We start from the raw sequence: 17,475 nt of genomic DNA on the forward strand, positions 1-17,475 counted from the left end.
AAGTTGTGTGAGTTTCATCATTATTTTATAAAAATTTCTTCAAGCCACACATGTTTAAAATAACCTTTATTTGGCAATAAATGGTAAAATACACTGCTTTTTCTGGTAAATGAGGTAAAAAAGTCTTAAAAATCCAAGGAAATCCGCAAAAATTGTTGAATTATTTCTCAGTTTCGTATAACATAAGCCTTGTTATCCCATGATTTAAGGATTACAAGTATAAAATGCTTAAAATTGTGAAAGAAAAGGAATAACAGACTTTATTAATGGGAGGAGGTGAATGGTATGAATAAGACAGAACTTATCAATGCAGTTGCAGAGAAAACAGATCTTTCTAAGAAAGATGCAACAAGTGCTGTTGATGCAGTCTTTGATGTCATCACTGGTTCTCTTCAAAAAGGTGAAAAAGTACAATTGATCGGATTCGGTAACTTTGAAGTGCGTGAGCGTGCTGCCCGTAAAGGTCGCAATCCACAAACTGGAGAAGAAATCGAAATTCCAGCAAGTAACGTACCAGCTTTCAAACCTGGTAAAGCCCTTAAAGATGCTGTTAAATAACATACATACAGGGCACTAAAGATAGAGAGAAAAGGACCGCCTTTATAGTGCGGTCCTTTTTTCTACGTATGTTGATTTAAAAATACCATTTGTTTTGAATACTGATAGCGTTTGCTTGTGTTTTAGAGTCTTTCCATGCTAGAATTTTAACGAATTATTGACGATTTTGAATGGAGGACATACCAGTGAATAATGTTGATCACAAAAAAATTGAACAAGCAGTAACCATGATACTAGAAGCAATTGGAGAAGATCCTAATAGAGAAGGCCTTTTAGATACACCAAAGAGAGTTGCGAAAATGTATGGGGAAGTATTTGAAGGATTGAATCAAGATCCTAAGGAACATTTTGCAACTGTTTTTGGAGAAGACCATGAAGAACTTGTGTTAGTAAAGGATATTCCATTTTACTCCATGTGTGAGCATCACCTAGTACCTTTCTTTGGTAAAGCCCATATTGGCTATATTCCAAGGGGAGGCAAAGTCACAGGCCTAAGTAAGCTCGCCCGTGCTGTGGAAGCCGTTACTCGAAGACCACAGCTTCAGGAACGTATTACGTCAACCATTGCTGACTCCATTGTAGAAACATTAGAGCCACTAGGAGTAATTGTGGTTGTAGAGGCAGAACACATGTGCATGACAATGCGTGGTGTGAAGAAACCAGGATCGCAAACTGTTACATCGGCAGTTCGGGGAGCTTTTGAGAAAAATGCAGCAGCTAGATCAGAGGTATTAACTTTAATAAAAGGATAATAGACTGAAGAATAATTAATCAGGTTAGAGGGACTTGGATGTTGGAAGGGGGTTCTCATATGGCACAGTCGAATGAATATATCGTTATAAAAGCAAAAGAAGATGGTGTGAATGTAATTGGGTTAACAAGGGGCTCTGATACTAGGTTTCACCATTCGGAAAAACTAGATAAAGATGAGATTATGATAGCTCAGTTTACTGAACACACTTCTGCAATCAAAATTCGGGGAAAAGTAAAAGTTCAAACTGCACATGGCGAAATGAGTAGTGAAGATTAAAAAGCGGAACACCTCCGCTTTCTTTTTGGTTTTTATAATTTCATTATTTTCATCACATAGGAAGACTTTCCCTATAGTGAATCCAAGCAACAACCTTATCCGAAGGTAGCAATTATGTTATACTTACCATATATTTTATTTCAAAAATGTTATGTTTGTTCAACGAGATTTGAAGTGGGGGACCTTTCTATGACATCAATTTATAATCCAGACAAAGAATTGAATAATATAATCGAGAAGTTTTACGATTACATAAAGCATCCTTTTATTCAAAAGTACATAGATGTTCCTGTAATTGATAAAGATAAAGTCTCTTTACTTTACTATATGCTAAAGGCAAAAGAAGTCTCACCTTCCTATCTTCGTCAATGTATGATCACTACTACACTCGTGCAATCAGCTTTAGATACGCATGAAGGTGTGAGTGTAAAGACAAATCTCTCTGAAACCATGAATAAAAGAAGGCAGCTTACGGTGCTGGCTGGTGATTATTACAGTAGTTTGTATTACTTTTTCCTCGCAAAAGAGAATGATATTTCCCTAATACGTGTATTAGCTCAATCAATTCAGGAAATCAATGAGGCAAAAATGAATGTATATAAGAGTAAAGAAAAATATGGCGCTACTTCATTGGAGGATGTAAGGTCAATAGACTCTTCTTTATTCAAAAATGTTGCTACTTTACTTGAAATGCCTGAATGGGCGAAAGCTCATGTGGAATTACTCTTTTTTAAGCGACTACTTGTAGAACGAAAACATTTTTTTGAAAGAGGGAAAAAAGGGCATGTTGCTCAATTATTACTTGATCAATTAAAGGTAGAAGGGGACTTAAATAGAGACCTAATTGAACAGTTTGATCTGAACATAGAAAAAACGAAAGATAAGCTAATTAAAATAGCACATGAAAGTAATCCATTAAGGACCTACTTGATGTCTCGAATACAAGATTTAATTCAAGAAAACCGCTATGACGAACATTATGTGGTAGAGGAAGGATAAGTAATATGGGTGAATCAAAGGAAGAACGCGTACATCAAGTATTTGAATCAATATATGATAATTACGACAAGATGAATTCTATTATTAGTTTTCAACGTCATATTGCTTGGCGCAAAGATACAATGAAGCGGATGAATGTTGCAAAAGGTTCTGTTGCACTTGATGTTTGCTGCGGGACTGCTGATTGGACCATAGCCCTTTCAGATGGTGTTGGTGATGGTGGACAAGTTATTGGCCTAGATTTTAGCAAAAATATGCTTTCTGTTGGGGAACAAAAAGTAAAGGAAAAGGACATCACCAATGTTAAACTAATTCATGGTAATGCAATGGAACTCCCTTTTGAAGATAATAGTTTTGACTATGTAACGATAGGTTTTGGGCTGAGAAATGTCCCGGACTACATGAAAGCATTGGAAGAAATGAAAAGAGTGATTAAGCCGAGCGGCCTCGTCGTATGTCTAGAAACCTCTCAACCAACGATGTTTGGATTTAAGCAATTATACTGGCTTTATTTTAAATATATCATGCCTTTCTTCGGAAAAGTATTTGCGAAGAGCTATAAAGAATATTCTTGGCTTCAAGAGTCTACACAGCAGTTTCCTGGTAAAAAAGAATTGAAAAACATGTTTTACGAAGCAGGGTTTACAAAAGTGACATATAAGTCCTATTCTGGTGGTGTTGCAGCTGCCCATTTTGCTACAAAAGACTCTTAGACTTTTAAGCTATTTTTATATTGTCAGCACAAGTGAGGATTGAACTATGAAAAAAATAAAAATTATACTAGAAATGATTAAGTTTGAACATACAATTTTTGCACTACCTTTCGCTTTTTTAGGAGCCGTACTTGGGAGTCTGTTAATAAATGATGCTTGGCCAACTATCAGTGATTGGGTATGGATTACCCTAGCAATGGTAGGGGCGCGAAGTGCAGCAATGTCCTTAAATAGGGTGATCGATGCCCAAATTGATAAGGCTAATCCAAGAACTGCTGATAGGGCAATTCCTGCAGGGTTAATTTCAAAATTTGAAACAATAGTTTTTATTATTCTATCTTTTGGACTTTTATTTTTTGCATCATATCAATTAAATATGTTGGCTGTTTACCTTCTACCAGTCGCTGTTTTATTCTTAGTCTTATATTCATATACAAAACGGTTTACGTGGTTATGTCATGTGTTTCTTGGCTTCACAATTGCAATAGCTCCATTAGGAGGTTGGGTTGGTGCTACAGGAACATTAACCTGGGAAGCTTTCTTATTGTTTATCGCAGTGGCGTTTTGGACCGCTGGCTTTGATATTATCTACGCAACACAAGATGCAGACTATGACCGTGACGTAAAACTATACTCCATACCTAGTTATTTTGGTATTGCTAAGGCGTTAATTATTGCTAGAAGCTTTCATATCGTAAGCTTTATCGCATTAATTACGATCTTTTTTATAACTCCTTTAAGTTGGATATACCTTTTAGGTGTTTTAATTGTTGGTGGGATAATGATTTATGAGCATTCTTTAGTCTCCCCGTCTGATCTATCAAAAGTGGATGTAGCATTCTTTAAAATGAATGGCATCATTAGCATCGTTATGTTGGTATTTACTATAGGGGATTTATTAATATGAGTACAAATAAGAAAGTTTTTACAGTGGGAATAACTGGTGCAAGTGGATCAATCTATGGTATTCGGTTTGTACAAGCATTATTAAAGGCAGGGCATCAAGTCCACCTTCTTATGACAGGTGCTGCGTGGCAGGTCTTCTACTATGAACTGAATTTAGATGTGGAAGATAAAGAGAAATGTCTCCGAGAAGTTTTTGGGGATTATGATAAACTTTTTTATCATACACAACAAGATTTCTCCGCACCTATTGCCAGTGGATCTGCAAAAAATGATGGAATGATTATCATTCCATGTTCTATGGGGACTTTAGCAAAAATTTCTCACGGTATTTCAGGAAACCTATTAGAACGAACAGCGGATGTCATGTTGAAGGAAAAGCGTAGGCTGATCATTGTGCCAAGGGAAACCCCGCTACATTCCATACATTTAGAAAATATGAAACGCCTAAGTGATCAAGGGGCACAGATTGTGCCAGCAATGCCTGGATTTTATCATCAACCCACAACAATGGACGACTTAATAAACTTTGTGGTGGGAAAAGTACTAGATCAACTAGACGTGGAACATGACCTTTTTAAGCGCTGGGGGGAGTAGACTTGAGTCTTGTTATTGGAGAAATTTCATATACGAATATTTTACCAATCTTTTATTATATTAATCGAGATAAACTCGTGGAACAAGGTTGCGAATTCGTACCAAAAGTACCAGCAAAGCTTAACGCTGGAATGGCAGATGGAACAGTTCACTTAGGAGGAATTTCCTCATTCGCGTATGGGGAGCATAGCGATGAGTATCTTTTATTACCAGATCTTTCAGTTTCTTCACCAAAAGAGGTTGGCTCCATCTTTTTATTTTCTAAAGTACCTATAACTCAATTAGACGGAAAATCAATTGGATTAACGTCTACCTCGGCTACATCTGTAAACCTTTTAAAAGTTATATTAAATAAATTTTACGAAATTGACGTTAGCTATGAAACGATGGCTCCAGACTTTCAAGAAATGCTATCAAGACATGATGCATGCCTTTTAATTGGAGATGATGCCATTGTGAATAGTTGGCACCTTCCAATGAATATACACCAATATGATTTAGGCGCACTTTGGAACTATTTTACTGGGTTCCCCATGACTTATGCTGTCTTTGCTGTGAGTGAAAATGCTTGGAAAAGAGAAGACGCTTTATTAGGAGATGTGTATGAACAATTTCAAACAAGTAAACAGTTGTGCATTAACAATCAATTTACTGATATGATTAAGTCTATAAAAACTCAAATGGGTGGTACTCAAACATTTTGGGAGCAATACTTTCATGGTTTGAATTATGATTTATCTGATCGTCACTTGGAGGGCTTGTATCATTATTTTGATCATGCTTATGATTTAAATCTCCTATCTAAAAAAGTTGATAAAATTTCATTATGGAATCCTACTGAACACTGTCATTCTGTATAACAAGGTGGAAGAACATGAAACTGACCGATATTTATTTACATTTGAGAAACGATATAAATAAAATTGAAAAAGAAATTGAACGGAATATTGATGCGGATCATCCCGTTCTACAAATGGCTTCCTCCCACTTATTAAAGGCAGGTGGCAAGAGGATTCGCCCAGTGTTTGTACTGTTATCTGCACAGTTTGGAGATTATGATTTAAACGAAGTGAAGAACATTGCGGTTCCATTAGAGATGATTCATATGGCTTCGTTAGTTCATGATGATGTCATCGATGATGCTGAGCTTAGGCGAGGAAAGAAGACAATCAAATCTCAATGGGATAACCGTGTAGCCATGTATACTGGAGATTATATTTTTGCAAGGGCGATAGAAATAGCTACACATTGTAAGGAACCAGCTGTTAATAGTGTACTAGCAGATGCTATGGTAGAGATGGTTCTTGGTGAAGTGGAGCAAATCAAAGATCAATTCGATCCAAATCAAAACTTAAGAATGTACTTAAGAAGAATAAAAAGAAAAACTGCCTTGTTGATTGAAGTAAGTTGCCAGTTAGGAGCACTTGCTGCAAATGCTCGCCTAGAATACCAAAAAGCGTTATCTAAATATGGCTATTACGTTGGAATGGCATTCCAAATTACAGATGATATTCTTGATTTTGTTGGGACAGAAAAAGAGTTAGGGAAACCAGCAGGAAGTGACTTGATTCAAGGAAATGTTACGTTACCTGCTATGTATGCAATGGAAAAGGACCCTGAGTTGAAAAAAATGATAATAGAGCTATTAGAAACAAATAAAGGTGATATATCAATTATTATCGAAAAAATAAAAGAGTCAGGTGCTATAAAATATTCTAAAAAAATGTCAGATCGCTATTTATCTAAAGCAAATCAAGCTTTGACTGATTTGCCAGACGGACATCCAAAAGCAGCCCTGAAGCAGATTGCTAATTATATAGGAGATAGGAAATTTTAATTTTAGAATACAAAAAACTCTCATCATGAATGAGAGTTTTTTTAGGTTCACTCCTGTTCTATGCCACGAATATTATTTCTCTTCTTATTAATTGTGATTGTTGTGAATTTTTGCTATAATCAAAAAGGTTTGATGCTATAATAATTTATTACATAGGGGGCTTATTTATGGAACGAACTTTTTTGATGGTAAAACCTGATGGAGTACAGCGAAATCTTGTAGGGGAAATTGTTTCCCGTTTTGAACAAAAGGGCTACACTTTAGTGGGGGCTAAAATGTTAGCGGTTTCAAAGGAGTTGGCAGAAACGCACTATGGTGAACATAAAGAGCGTCCGTTTTTTGGTGAGTTAGTAGGATTTATCACATCTAGTCCTGTTTTCGCAATGGTATGGGAAGGGGAAAATGTCATCAGTGAAGCAAGAAAGATGATGGGAGCAACTAACCCACAAGAAGCTACTCCTGGAACTATTAGGGGAGATTATGGAATTCAAGTTTCTAAAAATGTCATTCATGGTTCAGACTCAGTAGAAAGTGCAGCAAGAGAAATTGATTTATTCTTTAATGAGGATGAACTTGTGTCATTCAAAAAAACAAATTCTGAATGGGTTTAATTAGACGAAACTGTCGGTAATGCGGCAGTTTTTTTTCATTTTATCGGATTCTTGGTTTTTTTTCTGTTAAAATAGAAACTAGAAAATACATTAATAAGGGGTAGAAGTAGTTGGGAGATTACGAGAATTTTATTCAGCAAATAAAAAGCAAAACTAGTATTGATTTATCTTTATATAAAGAAGGCCAAATGAAACGAAGACTTACTTCGCTCCGTGATAAGCGTGGGTACAAAAGTTTCTCTAATTATTTTAGTGCCATGATTAATGACCAAACATTATTTGATGAATTTTTACAACGGATGACTATTAATGTTTCAGAGTTTTTCCGTAATCCTAAAAGGTGGGAAGTACTAGAGAAGGATATCTTGCCGAGACTACTCGAAAATAAAACTGGGAAACTAAAGGTATGGAGTGCAGCATGCTCTACTGGAGAAGAGCCTTATACCATAACAATGTTATTACGGAAGTATTTGGATTATATTCACATGGATATTCTAGCATCTGATTTGGATCAAGTTATTTTAGAGCGTGCTAAAATTGGATTATATGGGGAGAGGGCATTAAAGGATGTTCCACCTGGATATGTTCAAAAGTATTTTGAGAAAGAAAATGCAGGCTTCAAAGTGCTAGAAGAACTAAAAAGACCCATTCGGTTTAAACAGCATGATTTACTGTCTAGCTCCTTTGAAACAGGGTTTGACCTTATTGTATGTCGTAATGTAATGATTTACTTTACAGAAGAAGCAAAGGAACAATTATATATGAAATTTTGTCAGGCGTTAAAGCCTGGAGGTGTTTTGTTTGTTGGCAGTACTGAACAAATATTTCACCCACATAAATATGGTCTAGAATCAGAAGAAACTTTCTTTTATCGTAAAATGGACTAATATTTTTTTGCTTTACTTAAGAAATGTAGATATTACTTTTGAGGGCTTATGTGTTTAAAATTGCGCGGTGGAGAATAATAAAATGTTGGGTTAATCAATCTATTTAAGTTGATTAGCCCTTTTATATTCATACTCATTTGAATGACAACTGTTAGACGTCTACTATATTATATAATAGAGGCTACCGGAAAATAGACATAATAGAATACAAATGATACAAAATTTTGTTTGCATGGAGGTATACTCTGAAATATACTGTCGAGTAAATGAGCCTAATTGAAAAGAATTAAGAATAAACTCTTGCAAAATATTAGAAAATCATCGACAATGGTTAATAACATTAATTTAGTACATAAAAGCGATAAAGAATAGAGAAAGCTGAGGTAGATACAATGAGGTTTTTAACAGCAGGGGAATCCCACGGTCCAGAACTAACGGCAGTTATTGAAGGAGTACCAAGTCAGTTACCACTTACGGAGGAGGATATTAATATCCATCTTGCTCGTAGACAAAAGGGGTACGGTCGAGGTAGAAGAATGCAGATTGAAAAGGATCGGGTAAGATTTACTAGTGGCGTACGCCATGGGAAAACTACTGGTGCACCTATTACGATGATCGTTGAAAATAAAGATTGGAAGCATTGGGATAAAATTATGGGTGCAGCTCCCCTTGAAGAAGATGAAGAAAAAGAAGTGAAGCGTCAAATAACTAGACCTCGTCCAGGTCATGCTGATTTAAATGGAGCAATAAAGTATCGTCACAGAGATATGAGGAATGTTTTAGAAAGATCATCTGCAAGGGAAACAACTGTACGTGTGGCAGTTGGGGCAGTAGCACAAGTCATTCTTAAACAATTTAATATTGAGCTATGTGGCCATGTTTTAGAAATTGGTAATGTTAAAAGTGTGGAGCACTCTTTTGGCACGATAACGGAATTAAAAGAGAAATCAGAGGCTTCTGAGGTAAGATGTTTAGATGCTGATGCAAGTGAAAAAATGAAGCATGCGATAGATGATGCCAAGAAAAACGGAGATTCGATTGGTGGAATAGTTGAAGTGGTGGCAGTCAATTTACCAGTTGGTCTAGGAAGTCATGTTCACTATGATAAAAAACTTGATGCCAAAATCGCACAATCAGTGATGAGTATCAACGCATTTAAAGGTGTAGAGATAGGTGTTGGTTTTGAAGCAGCGAGAATGCTTGGCAGCCAGGTACATGATGAAATTATTTATGAAGAAGGAAAAGGTTTTCTACGAAGAACGAATCGCCTAGGCGGCTTTGAAGGTGGTATGACAAATGCCATGCCGGTAGTTGTGCGAGGAGCTATGAAGCCGATTCCAACACTGTATAAACCACTTCAAAGCGTAGATATTGATACGAAGGAACCATTTTCTGCAAGTATCGAACGTTCTGACAGCTGTGCAGTTCCTGCTGCAGCAGTAGTATGTGAAGCAGCAGTTGCTTGGGAGCTTGCAAATGCATTTCTTGATAAATTCGGCTCAGATACTCTAGAGGATATAACAGACCACTTTAATTTGTACCAAGAAAAAGTGAGGAATTTCTAATGGACAATAAGGTTCTTTACGTAGAGTCGAGTAAACATACGTATCCGATTATTGTAGAACCTGAGAGTCTGTCGTCGTTATATTCAAAGATAGAAGAGCACTCGGATTCAAAAGCGTCCCGTTTTTTTATCATTACTGATGATACGGTGGCACCATTGTATTTAGATATAGCTGTTTCTTCCTTTCCTATTAAAGATAAAGTGGATACTTATGTCATTCCAACAGGAGAAGCTTCGAAATCCCTAAGCATGTATGAGAAAGTAATGACCGCTGCACTGGAAAATAAACTAGACCGAAAATCATTAATTATCGCCCTTGGTGGTGGCGTTGTTGGTGATCTAGCAGGTTTTATTGCGGCAACTTATATGAGAGGAATACCTTTTGTACAGGTACCTACAACGCTCCTAGCTCATGATAGTAGTGTAGGAGGAAAAGTTGGTATTAATCATCCTTTAGGTAAAAATATGATAGGTGCCTTTCATCCACCTTCATTAGTGATCTATGATCCTAAGGCATTAATGTCCCTTCCTGAAAAAGAATGGCGTTCCGGTTTTGCAGAGGTTATTAAACATGGTTTTATCGCCGATGAGTCATTTTTAACATGGTTACAGGACAAAATAGTATCCTTTCAAAACATTTCTATGGATGTGCTTACTGAGTTATTAATTCGTTCTATTAAAGTGAAGGTAGCTGTAGTAGAGCAAGACGAGGAAGAAAAAGGCATTCGTGCTTACCTAAACTTTGGTCATACATTAGGTCATGCAATAGAAGGGGAAGCGGGTTATGGCCAATTAACACACGGTGAAGCTGTCGCTATTGGGATGGAATTTGCTGTGAGGTTTAGCGAAAAGTACTATGGTCACCAATTAGAAGCTGATAAGTACTTTAATTATATGAAGGATCTTGGCTATTCATTAGATATACCAAGTGATATGGATATAAATCAACTTATCCATCGCATCAAACTTGATAAAAAATCACATAGCAGTAAAATACATTTTGTGCTGTTACAAAAAATAGGTAGTCCTAAACTTGTGGAGGTTAATGAAAACCTACTGAAAGCTGAATTAACAGGGAAAGGCGGGGTGTAATTGGTGAGAGGGGTAAGAGGAGCTACTACAGTAGAGAAAAACGAGAAGAGTGAAATACTAGAAGCAACATATGAACTTTTTGATACTATGCAGAAACAAAATAGTTATAATCCTGAAGATATTTCACATGTAATAATATCTATGACCCAGGATTTAAATGCAGCTTTTCCGGCGGTAGCGATGAGGCAGTTAAAAGATTACGATCTAGTACCTGTTATGTGTACCCAGGAAGTTCCAGTTCCAGGAAGCCTAGAAAAGTGTATTCGAGTGATGGTAACGATTAATACAAGCAAAGGGCAAGGGGAAATCAATCATGTATATTTAAATGAGGCAATACGATTACGCCCAGATTTATCCTTGACAAATAAGGTGGATTCACGGTAGTATTACTACAATACCTTGCGAATATTAAGAATTATTAGATTTTATTTGCTGAGAGTAAAGGAAGAGCTTAGGGAAATTAGTTGAGTACAGTATTACAAAAAAATGAGCAGAGTTTAGTTTAGATGAGTTTGAGTTGAGGAGAGCGGAGTAGAGTTAGGAATCGACGACAGGATACGTCTGCCCTCTACACAGAAGCAGACGTATTTTTTTAATTTTATTAAATCCTTTCAGAAAGAAAAATTTTTAGCTGGTCTATGAAATAAATGGCCTAAATCCAATGAAAATTTTTTTCATACTGAAAGGACTCATTGCAAAACCCCATCCCCTCCTTGATTCAATCACGAACTACCTGCCAAACAGAGGTGAAGAAAGTGATTGAACCATCCGTTCATACATTTTTACAACATGCAAAATCCCATGACACCATTCCCATGTGGGCAACCGTTATTGCGGATACAAAAACACCCATTCAATTATTTCAATTATTTAACGATGAGGCAGCATTCATATTAGAAAGTAAGGACCCATTATCTCCATGGTCCTCCTATTCCTTTATTGGATTATCTCCTAAATATGTTCTCTTGGAACGTAACAGAGAATTTATCTTAGAGGATAATAAAGGACAAAAATTATTAAGTAGAAGTAATTTCAAAGACGCATGGACATCGAGTATGGACTATCAAAATGTGGCAGAACAATTCCCGATGAATATTCCATTTCCTGGTGGGGCAGTTGGTTACTTTAGCTTTGAATCTTATTCCCTATATGAACCTAAGCTTCGTAATGATAATTCTAATGAACCAGAAGTACACCTTGTTTTTTGTGAGACGATCCTTGTTTTTGATCATGTGAAGGAGGAATTGATTGTACTTCAACTGCAAGAAGTAGATCAAGATGATCAGGAATCCAGCTTTGATCAAGGAAAAAGTAAAATACAAACCATTATTAAAAAGTTAGGAGAAGGCAGAACAGAGATACACAAAGTTTTAGCATCAGAAGAGCTCTTCGATAAAGAGGAGGACATCTTTAGAGATGTTGTAAGTAATGTCTCTAAAACAAACTTCATTGAAAATGTGAAGAAAGTAAAAGAATATATTCGTGCTGGAGATACATTCCAGACCGTGATTTCACAGCGATTTGAAGTGCCTGTGAAATCCTCAGGGTTAGATTTGTACCGAGTTTTAAGAAAAGTTAACCCATCTCCATATTTATATTATTTAAGACTTGGAGAACAAGAAATTATTGGTAGTTCACCAGAAAGACTTATCAAAATTGACGAAACAAAGGAATTGGAAATACACCCTATTGCAGGGACGAGGCCGAGGGGAAAGACGAAGGAACAAGATGAAAAACTTGCACATGAACTCCTTCATGATGAAAAGGAGCGAGCAGAGCATTTAATGCTAGTTGATCTTGCTAGAAACGATATAGGAAGAGTCAGTGACTATGGGGCAGTGAAGGCCCTCGACATGATGACTGTGACTTATTTTTCCCACGTGATGCATTTAATTACGAAGGTAACAGGAAGACTTAGGGAAAACGTACACCCATTTGAAGCTTTGTTTTCTGCTCATCCAGCTGGGACAGTATCAGGTGCACCGAAAGTTCGTGCTGTAGAGATCATTCAAGAAATTGAGAATGATAGAAGAGGAGTTTATGCTGGCGCAATCGCTTACTGTGGATATAATCAAGCCATCGATTCATGTATTGCTATAAGAACGATTATTTTAAAAAATGGTGTGGCATCTGTCCAAGCAGGGGCAGGTATCGTTCAAGATTCTGTTCCAGAGCTAGAGTGGGAAGAAACTCGAAACAAAGCAAAAGCGTTATTATATGCAATTAAGCTGTCGGAGCAGCGCTATCATATGGAGGGGGTATTGAAATGAGTAATGTAATAGAAAGACTTCTTACGAATGAAACACTAACGGAAAAAGAAGCGGAAGAGCTTTTGAATTCTCTCTTAAAGGGAGACCTCCATGATGAGCAAGTAGCGGCTATTTTGTCTATCCTTCGATTTCGTGGAGAGACTGTGGAGGAAATTGTAGGGTTTGCAAGGGGTATGAAGAATAATGCCATGAAGGTGGAAACGAAGATCCCTGTCTTAGATACTTGCGGTACTGGAGGAGATGGAATAGGCACCTTCAATATATCTACAGCTGTTGCTATTCTATTAAGCTCATTAAATATACCTATTGCAAAACATGGAAATAGAAGTGTTTCTTCAAAGACAGGAAGTGCCGATGTACTAGAGGCCTTAGGAATTCCAATCCAAACGAATGCGGTGGAGGCAAGAAAATATTTAGAAAACTTTAACCTATGTTTTTTGTTTGCCCCAATTTATCATTCTGCAATGAAGCAAGTTGCAACTGCCAGAAAAAAGCTAGGAATAAAAACTATATTTAATATACTAGGGCCTCTCACTAACCCTGCTGGGGCAAAAAGACAGCTCATAGGTGTTTATAACAAAAACCAGGCATTGAAAATGGCCACAGCTTCTTCAAGTCTAGGTATAGAACGTGCCATGTTTGTTACTGGTGAAGATGGACTTGACGAAATAACTGTAACAGGAAAAACGTATGTATCTGAAGTGAACCAAGGAAAGGTTACGCAATATGAAATTACACCAGAAGAGCTTGGTTTAGAACGTGGGAAAATTGAGCCAATTTTAGTTAAATCATCACTAGAAAGTGCGCATGTAATTGAACGTGCATTCTCTGGTAAAGGACCGAAAGAGGCTGAAAATATTATTCTATTAAATGCAGGTGCTGCAATGTACGTATATGGGAAGACAAAGACTTTAAAGGAGGGTGTCAGTGAAGCAAGGAAAGGGCTCGGGGAGCCTGTGCTGAAACAGTTGGCAATGTTAAGGAATATAAAGGAGGTCCTTGCCCAATGACAATTTTAGATAAGATCGTTGTACAAAAAAAGAGGGAGGTTCAAAGCCTCCCTAACACTTTTCATGAAAAGGAATATAAAAAAAATTCACTATATGATGCAATAGCTGTACCTGTTAATCCATTGGGGATCATTGCTGAGGTGAAAAAGGCGAGCCCTTCGAAAGGGATTTTAGTGGAAGAATTTGATCCATTAAGTATCGCCAAGACGTATGAACAACTTCCAGTAGAAGCAATATCAGTTTTAACTGATCAGCAATTTTTCCAAGGGCATCCAGATTATTTAACAAAAATCAAAGAAAATGTTAATCTACCAATTTTGAGAAAGGATTTTATTATTCATGAGAAGCAAGTGAAGGAATCTAAAGAAATGGGAGCGGATGCAATCTTATTAATCGCTGCTATCTTAGAAGGTTCTCAGCTTAAGGAATATTATGAAATGGCGCACTCAATGGACCTAGACGTATTAATCGAAGTCCATCATGAGCAGGAGCTTGAAAAAGTGCTTAGTGTAGTAAATCCTAGATTAATAGGGGTTAATAATCGCAATTTAAATACATTTGAAACATCTTTGGATACGACAAAAAAGCTTGCACCATACATTCCAAAGGAGACATTATTCATTAGTGAAAGTGGCGTGAAGACAAGTGAAGATGTAAATTTCCTTCGCCATCATACCCACATTAATGGCCTTCTTGTAGGAGAAGCATTTATGGTGGAGAGTGATAAGCGAAGTATGCTAAGAGGATGGTTTGAGACTGGGGTGGAAACAAGTGAATACTCTACTTAAATTTTGTGGCATGACAAATTATGAGGATTACAGTAAAGCTGTAGATTCTGGGGTGGATTACATTGGGTTTATTTTTGCGAAGAGTAAACGAAGAGTTAATCCTCATGATGTGCATAAATGGGTAAAAGGAAAGCCAAAGAAAAGGCATCAAAAGCTAGTGGGGGTTTTCGTTAATGAAACAATAGAAACGATTGTGGAAGTCATTCATGCCTGTCCAATCCAAGTCGTTCAATTGCATGGATTAGAAACGGCAAAATATATAACTGAGTTAAAGTCATCACTGCCAGCAATGAAGATATTTAAAACAGTACATCATAAGCAGAGTGGTCATCGAGAATTAAAGGATTTTAAAGGTTACGTAGATGGATATATTATTGATACAAAAACAGAAGATATGTGGGGAGGAAGCGGCATAGCCTTTAACTGGGAAAGTGTTCCTCTTTATACGGCAGAAGCAATGGAACAAGGCATACCATGTTTCATAGCAGGTGGCGTAAAGGTGAGTAATATTAAAGAATTAATGAACTATGAACCCGCAGGTATTGATGTGTCTTCTGGAATTGAAGAAATGGGAATGAAGGACGAAAGGAAGATGAAACAAATGGTGGAACTTACAAAAGAGAAATATCAAGCACCAGATAGTTTGGGGAGATTTGGAAAATTTGGAGGAAAGTATGTCCCTGAAACGTTAATGCATGCATTGGAGGAGTTGGAGGATGCCTTTGAAGCTGCAATTGCAGATGAAAAGTTTTTCGAGGAACTTCATAGAGAATGGGAACGTTATTCAGGACGTCCTACGCCCCTAACTGAGGCGGGGCGACTATCTAGTTATTTAGGTGGAGCGAACATTTATCTAAAACGTGAGGATCTTAATCATACGGGTGCACATAAAATTAACAATGCAATTGCTCAAGCACTTCTAGCAAAAAGAATGGGGAAAAACCAAATTATCGCAGAAACAGGCGCAGGGCAGCATGGTGTGGCTTCTGCAACAGTAGCTGCTAGATTTGGACTTACTTGTAAAGTCTTTATGGGTGAAGAGGATATGAAGCGTCAGGAGTTAAATGTTTTTAGAATGAGGCTTCTTGGTGCAGAAGTGATTCCAGTTATTAGTGGTGGCAAAACTTTAAAGGATGCTACGAATGAAGCCATTAGGCACTGGGTATCCCACGTAGAGGATACCTTTTATTTAATTGGCTCCGCTGTAGGACCACACCCTTATCCAAAAATGGTTAGGGAATTCCAGTCAGTTATTGGTAGGGAAAGTAAAGAGCAATTTATTAAAGAAGTTGGGAAGCTTCCAGATGAAATCATAGCTTGTGTCGGTGGTGGTAGTAACGCAATTGGCATGTTCTATCCCTTCATAGAGGATGATGTTTCACTTATTGGAGTTGAAGCAGCTGGTAAGGGTGTTGATACGAATGAACATGCTGCGACGTTAACAAAGGGTAGTGTTGGTGTACTCCATGGATCTATGTCTTATTTACTGCAGGATGAATGGGGTAATATTATCGAACCATATTCAATTTCTGCAGGACTAGATTATCCTGGCATTGGCCCAGAGCATTCTTATTTAAGGGATCAAGGAAGAGTGACTTACGAATCAGTAACAGATGCAGAAGCTTTAGAGGCACTTCAAGTTTTGTGTCAATATGAAGGTATTTTACCTGCTATTGAGTCAGCGCATGCTGTAGCCCATGCCATGAAGCGGGCAAGAGAATTGGGCAGTGATGCAAAGATTTTAGTTTGCTTGTCAGGTCGTGGAGATAAGGATGTCCATACCATTCAGGGCGTACTAGGGGGAAATGAATATGAATAGATTACTAGATCCTAAGTTCGTGAATAAAACAAAACGATTTGTACCATATATCATGGCAGGTGATCCAACATTAGAGGCATCCATTGATATAGCTCTAACATTGCAGGAGGCTGGTGTTGATGCAATAGAATGGGGAGTTCCTTTCAGCGATCCATTGGCAGATGGCCCAGTTATTCAGGAAGCAGGAGAAAGGGCAAGGAAACTAGGTATGAATATTGAAAGGGCAGTGGACGGTGTAAAACTCGCTAGGGAAAAAGGACTTACTATTCCTGTCATATTATTTAGTTATATTAATCCTGTATTAGCAATTGGTGAAGGGAGGCTCCTATCCCTCATGTCAGATGCAGATATTGATGGACTTTTAATACCAGATTTACCAGTGGAAGAAAGTGATTCAATACGCGCGGAATGTAGGAATGTTGGAATATCGTTAATCCCTTTGATTACTTTAAGTTCTAGGGATCGAATTGAAAAAATCTGTCAAAATGGTGAGGGATTTATATATTTTGTCTCGTCACACGGTGTTACAGGAACTAGGGAAAGTTTTTCAGAAAAAATTGCTGACTCTATTAACACAATAAAAAAATATACAGATGTACCAGTACTAGTAGGATTTGGTATTTCACAACCACAACATGTAAGCTACTTCAATACGATATCTGATGGCGTTATCGTAGGAAGTGCACTTGTACACTTGATTGGAGAGCAAAAATATGCTTTAATGCATAAAAGGGATAAAGTAGAGGGACTCGATAAAATTAAAGAATTTGTCCTTGAGCTCAATTCGTAATAGGATA

General features: G+C 37.2%; 19 protein-coding genes and 1 pseudogene. All 20 read left to right on the forward strand.

What is annotated here, in order from left to right:
* The first annotated feature begins 285 nt into the window (after positions 1-285).
* The 20 genes and pseudogenes from BW724_RS09945 to trpA all read left to right on the forward strand — a co-directional run bounded on the left by BW724_RS09945 (position 286) and on the right by trpA (position 17,468).
* Entirely contained in the window at positions 286-558 is a 273-nt protein-coding gene (locus BW724_RS09945; RefSeq protein WP_088075078.1) for an HU family DNA-binding protein, read from the forward strand.
* A gap of 170 nt (positions 559-728) precedes the next feature.
* A complete protein-coding gene (gene folE, locus BW724_RS09950) occupies positions 729-1,310 on the forward strand; it encodes a GTP cyclohydrolase I FolE (protein ID WP_419178073.1) in 582 nt (193 codons plus the stop codon).
* 59 nt (positions 1,311-1,369) lie between these two features.
* Positions 1,370-1,588 (forward strand): trp RNA-binding attenuation protein MtrB, encoded by a 219-nt coding sequence (gene mtrB, locus BW724_RS09955; protein ID WP_088075080.1) that lies wholly within the window; start codon positions 1,370-1,372, stop codon positions 1,586-1,588.
* Positions 1,589-1,777: 189 nt separating this feature from the next.
* A complete protein-coding gene (locus tag BW724_RS09960; RefSeq protein ID WP_176371364.1) occupies positions 1,778-2,587 on the forward strand; it encodes a heptaprenyl diphosphate synthase component 1 in 810 nt (269 codons plus the stop codon).
* Between the two features lie 5 nt (positions 2,588-2,592).
* Complete coding sequence (locus BW724_RS09965) at positions 2,593-3,300, forward strand: demethylmenaquinone methyltransferase (protein ID WP_088075082.1); 708 nt, start codon at positions 2,593-2,595, stop codon at positions 3,298-3,300.
* Positions 3,301-3,346: 46 nt separating this feature from the next.
* Entirely contained in the window at positions 3,347-4,207 is an 861-nt protein-coding gene (locus BW724_RS09970) for a UbiA-like polyprenyltransferase (protein WP_088075083.1), read from the forward strand.
* Positions 4,204-4,800 carry a UbiX family flavin prenyltransferase gene (locus BW724_RS09975; protein WP_088075084.1) on the forward strand — a complete coding sequence of 199 codons (597 nt, stop codon included), beginning with the start codon at positions 4,204-4,206 and terminating at the stop codon, positions 4,798-4,800. The genes BW724_RS09970 and BW724_RS09975 overlap by 4 nt, the downstream gene beginning before the upstream one ends.
* A 2-nt stretch (positions 4,801-4,802) precedes the next feature.
* The gene (locus BW724_RS09980) at positions 4,803-5,660 is read left to right on the forward strand and encodes a menaquinone biosynthesis protein (protein ID WP_088075085.1); all 858 of its coding nucleotides are present in this window, start codon (positions 4,803-4,805) and stop codon (positions 5,658-5,660) included.
* A gap of 14 nt (positions 5,661-5,674) precedes the next feature.
* Positions 5,675-6,637 carry a heptaprenyl diphosphate synthase component II gene (gene hepT, locus BW724_RS09985; RefSeq protein ID WP_088075086.1) on the forward strand — a complete coding sequence of 321 codons (963 nt, stop codon included), beginning with the start codon at positions 5,675-5,677 and terminating at the stop codon, positions 6,635-6,637.
* Between the two features lie 167 nt (positions 6,638-6,804).
* Positions 6,805-7,248, forward strand: a complete 444-nt coding sequence (gene ndk / locus BW724_RS09990; protein WP_088075087.1) for a nucleoside-diphosphate kinase — start codon at positions 6,805-6,807, stop codon at positions 7,246-7,248.
* A gap of 110 nt (positions 7,249-7,358) precedes the next feature.
* Positions 7,359-8,135: a CheR family methyltransferase gene (locus tag BW724_RS09995; protein ID WP_088075088.1), complete on the forward strand. Its 777-nt coding sequence runs from the start codon at positions 7,359-7,361 to the stop codon at positions 8,133-8,135.
* 392 nt (positions 8,136-8,527) lie between these two features.
* Positions 8,528-9,700: a chorismate synthase gene (gene aroC / locus BW724_RS10000; protein ID WP_088075089.1), complete on the forward strand. Its 1,173-nt coding sequence runs from the start codon at positions 8,528-8,530 to the stop codon at positions 9,698-9,700.
* Positions 9,700-10,791, forward strand: a complete 1,092-nt coding sequence (gene aroB, locus BW724_RS10005) for a 3-dehydroquinate synthase (protein ID WP_088075090.1) — start codon at positions 9,700-9,702, stop codon at positions 10,789-10,791. The genes aroC and aroB overlap by 1 nt, the downstream gene beginning before the upstream one ends.
* Complete coding sequence (aroH, locus tag BW724_RS10010; RefSeq protein WP_088075091.1) at positions 10,792-11,175, forward strand: chorismate mutase; 384 nt, start codon at positions 10,792-10,794, stop codon at positions 11,173-11,175.
* Between the two features lie 371 nt (positions 11,176-11,546).
* Complete coding sequence (gene trpE, locus BW724_RS10015; RefSeq protein WP_328588707.1) at positions 11,547-13,061, forward strand: anthranilate synthase component I; 1,515 nt, start codon at positions 11,547-11,549, stop codon at positions 13,059-13,061.
* Positions 13,058-14,071: an anthranilate phosphoribosyltransferase gene (trpD, locus tag BW724_RS10020; RefSeq protein ID WP_088075092.1), complete on the forward strand. Its 1,014-nt coding sequence runs from the start codon at positions 13,058-13,060 to the stop codon at positions 14,069-14,071. The genes trpE and trpD overlap by 4 nt, the downstream gene beginning before the upstream one ends.
* On the forward strand, positions 14,068-14,859 hold the full coding sequence (gene trpC, locus BW724_RS10025) for an indole-3-glycerol phosphate synthase TrpC (protein WP_235848939.1): 792 nt from the start codon (positions 14,068-14,070) through the stop codon (positions 14,857-14,859). The genes trpD and trpC overlap by 4 nt, the downstream gene beginning before the upstream one ends.
* A gap of 10 nt (positions 14,860-14,869) precedes the next feature.
* Positions 14,870-15,457: pseudogene (locus BW724_RS24070) on the forward strand (phosphoribosylanthranilate isomerase); the annotation flags it as partial.
* Between the two features lie 3 nt (positions 15,458-15,460).
* A complete protein-coding gene (gene trpB / locus BW724_RS10030; RefSeq protein ID WP_235849073.1) occupies positions 15,461-16,678 on the forward strand; it encodes a tryptophan synthase subunit beta in 1,218 nt (405 codons plus the stop codon).
* Positions 16,671-17,468 (forward strand): tryptophan synthase subunit alpha, encoded by a 798-nt coding sequence (gene trpA / locus BW724_RS10035; RefSeq protein WP_088075094.1) that lies wholly within the window; start codon positions 16,671-16,673, stop codon positions 17,466-17,468. Before trpB ends, trpA begins: the two co-directional genes overlap by 8 nt.
* Positions 17,469-17,475: the final 7 nt, after the last annotated feature.

This window comes from Litchfieldia alkalitelluris (genome assembly GCF_002153425.1).
Taxonomy (GTDB): domain Bacteria; phylum Bacillota; class Bacilli; order Bacillales; family Salisediminibacteriaceae; genus Evansella; species Evansella alkalicola.

Coding starts and splice junctions, on each gene's coding strand:
- BW724_RS09945 (WP_088075078.1), top strand. CDS start 286: ATGAATAAGACAGAACTTATCAATGCAGTTGCAGAGAAAACAGATCTT.
- folE (WP_419178073.1), top strand. CDS start 729: ATGGAGGACATACCAGTGAATAATGTTGATCACAAAAAAATTGAACAA.
- mtrB (WP_088075080.1), top strand. CDS start 1,370: ATGGCACAGTCGAATGAATATATCGTTATAAAAGCAAAAGAAGATGGT.
- BW724_RS09960 (WP_176371364.1), top strand. CDS start 1,778: ATGACATCAATTTATAATCCAGACAAAGAATTGAATAATATAATCGAG.
- BW724_RS09965 (WP_088075082.1), top strand. CDS start 2,593: ATGGGTGAATCAAAGGAAGAACGCGTACATCAAGTATTTGAATCAATA.
- BW724_RS09970 (WP_088075083.1), top strand. CDS start 3,347: ATGAAAAAAATAAAAATTATACTAGAAATGATTAAGTTTGAACATACA.
- BW724_RS09975 (WP_088075084.1), top strand. CDS start 4,204: ATGAGTACAAATAAGAAAGTTTTTACAGTGGGAATAACTGGTGCAAGT.
- hepT (WP_088075086.1), top strand. CDS start 5,675: ATGAAACTGACCGATATTTATTTACATTTGAGAAACGATATAAATAAA.
- ndk (WP_088075087.1), top strand. CDS start 6,805: ATGGAACGAACTTTTTTGATGGTAAAACCTGATGGAGTACAGCGAAAT.
- aroC (WP_088075089.1), top strand. CDS start 8,528: ATGAGGTTTTTAACAGCAGGGGAATCCCACGGTCCAGAACTAACGGCA.
- aroB (WP_088075090.1), top strand. CDS start 9,700: ATGGACAATAAGGTTCTTTACGTAGAGTCGAGTAAACATACGTATCCG.
- trpD (WP_088075092.1), top strand. CDS start 13,058: ATGAGTAATGTAATAGAAAGACTTCTTACGAATGAAACACTAACGGAA.
- trpC (WP_235848939.1), top strand. CDS start 14,068: ATGACAATTTTAGATAAGATCGTTGTACAAAAAAAGAGGGAGGTTCAA.
- trpB (WP_235849073.1), top strand. CDS start 15,461: ATGGTGGAACTTACAAAAGAGAAATATCAAGCACCAGATAGTTTGGGG.
- trpA (WP_088075094.1), top strand. CDS start 16,671: ATGAATAGATTACTAGATCCTAAGTTCGTGAATAAAACAAAACGATTT.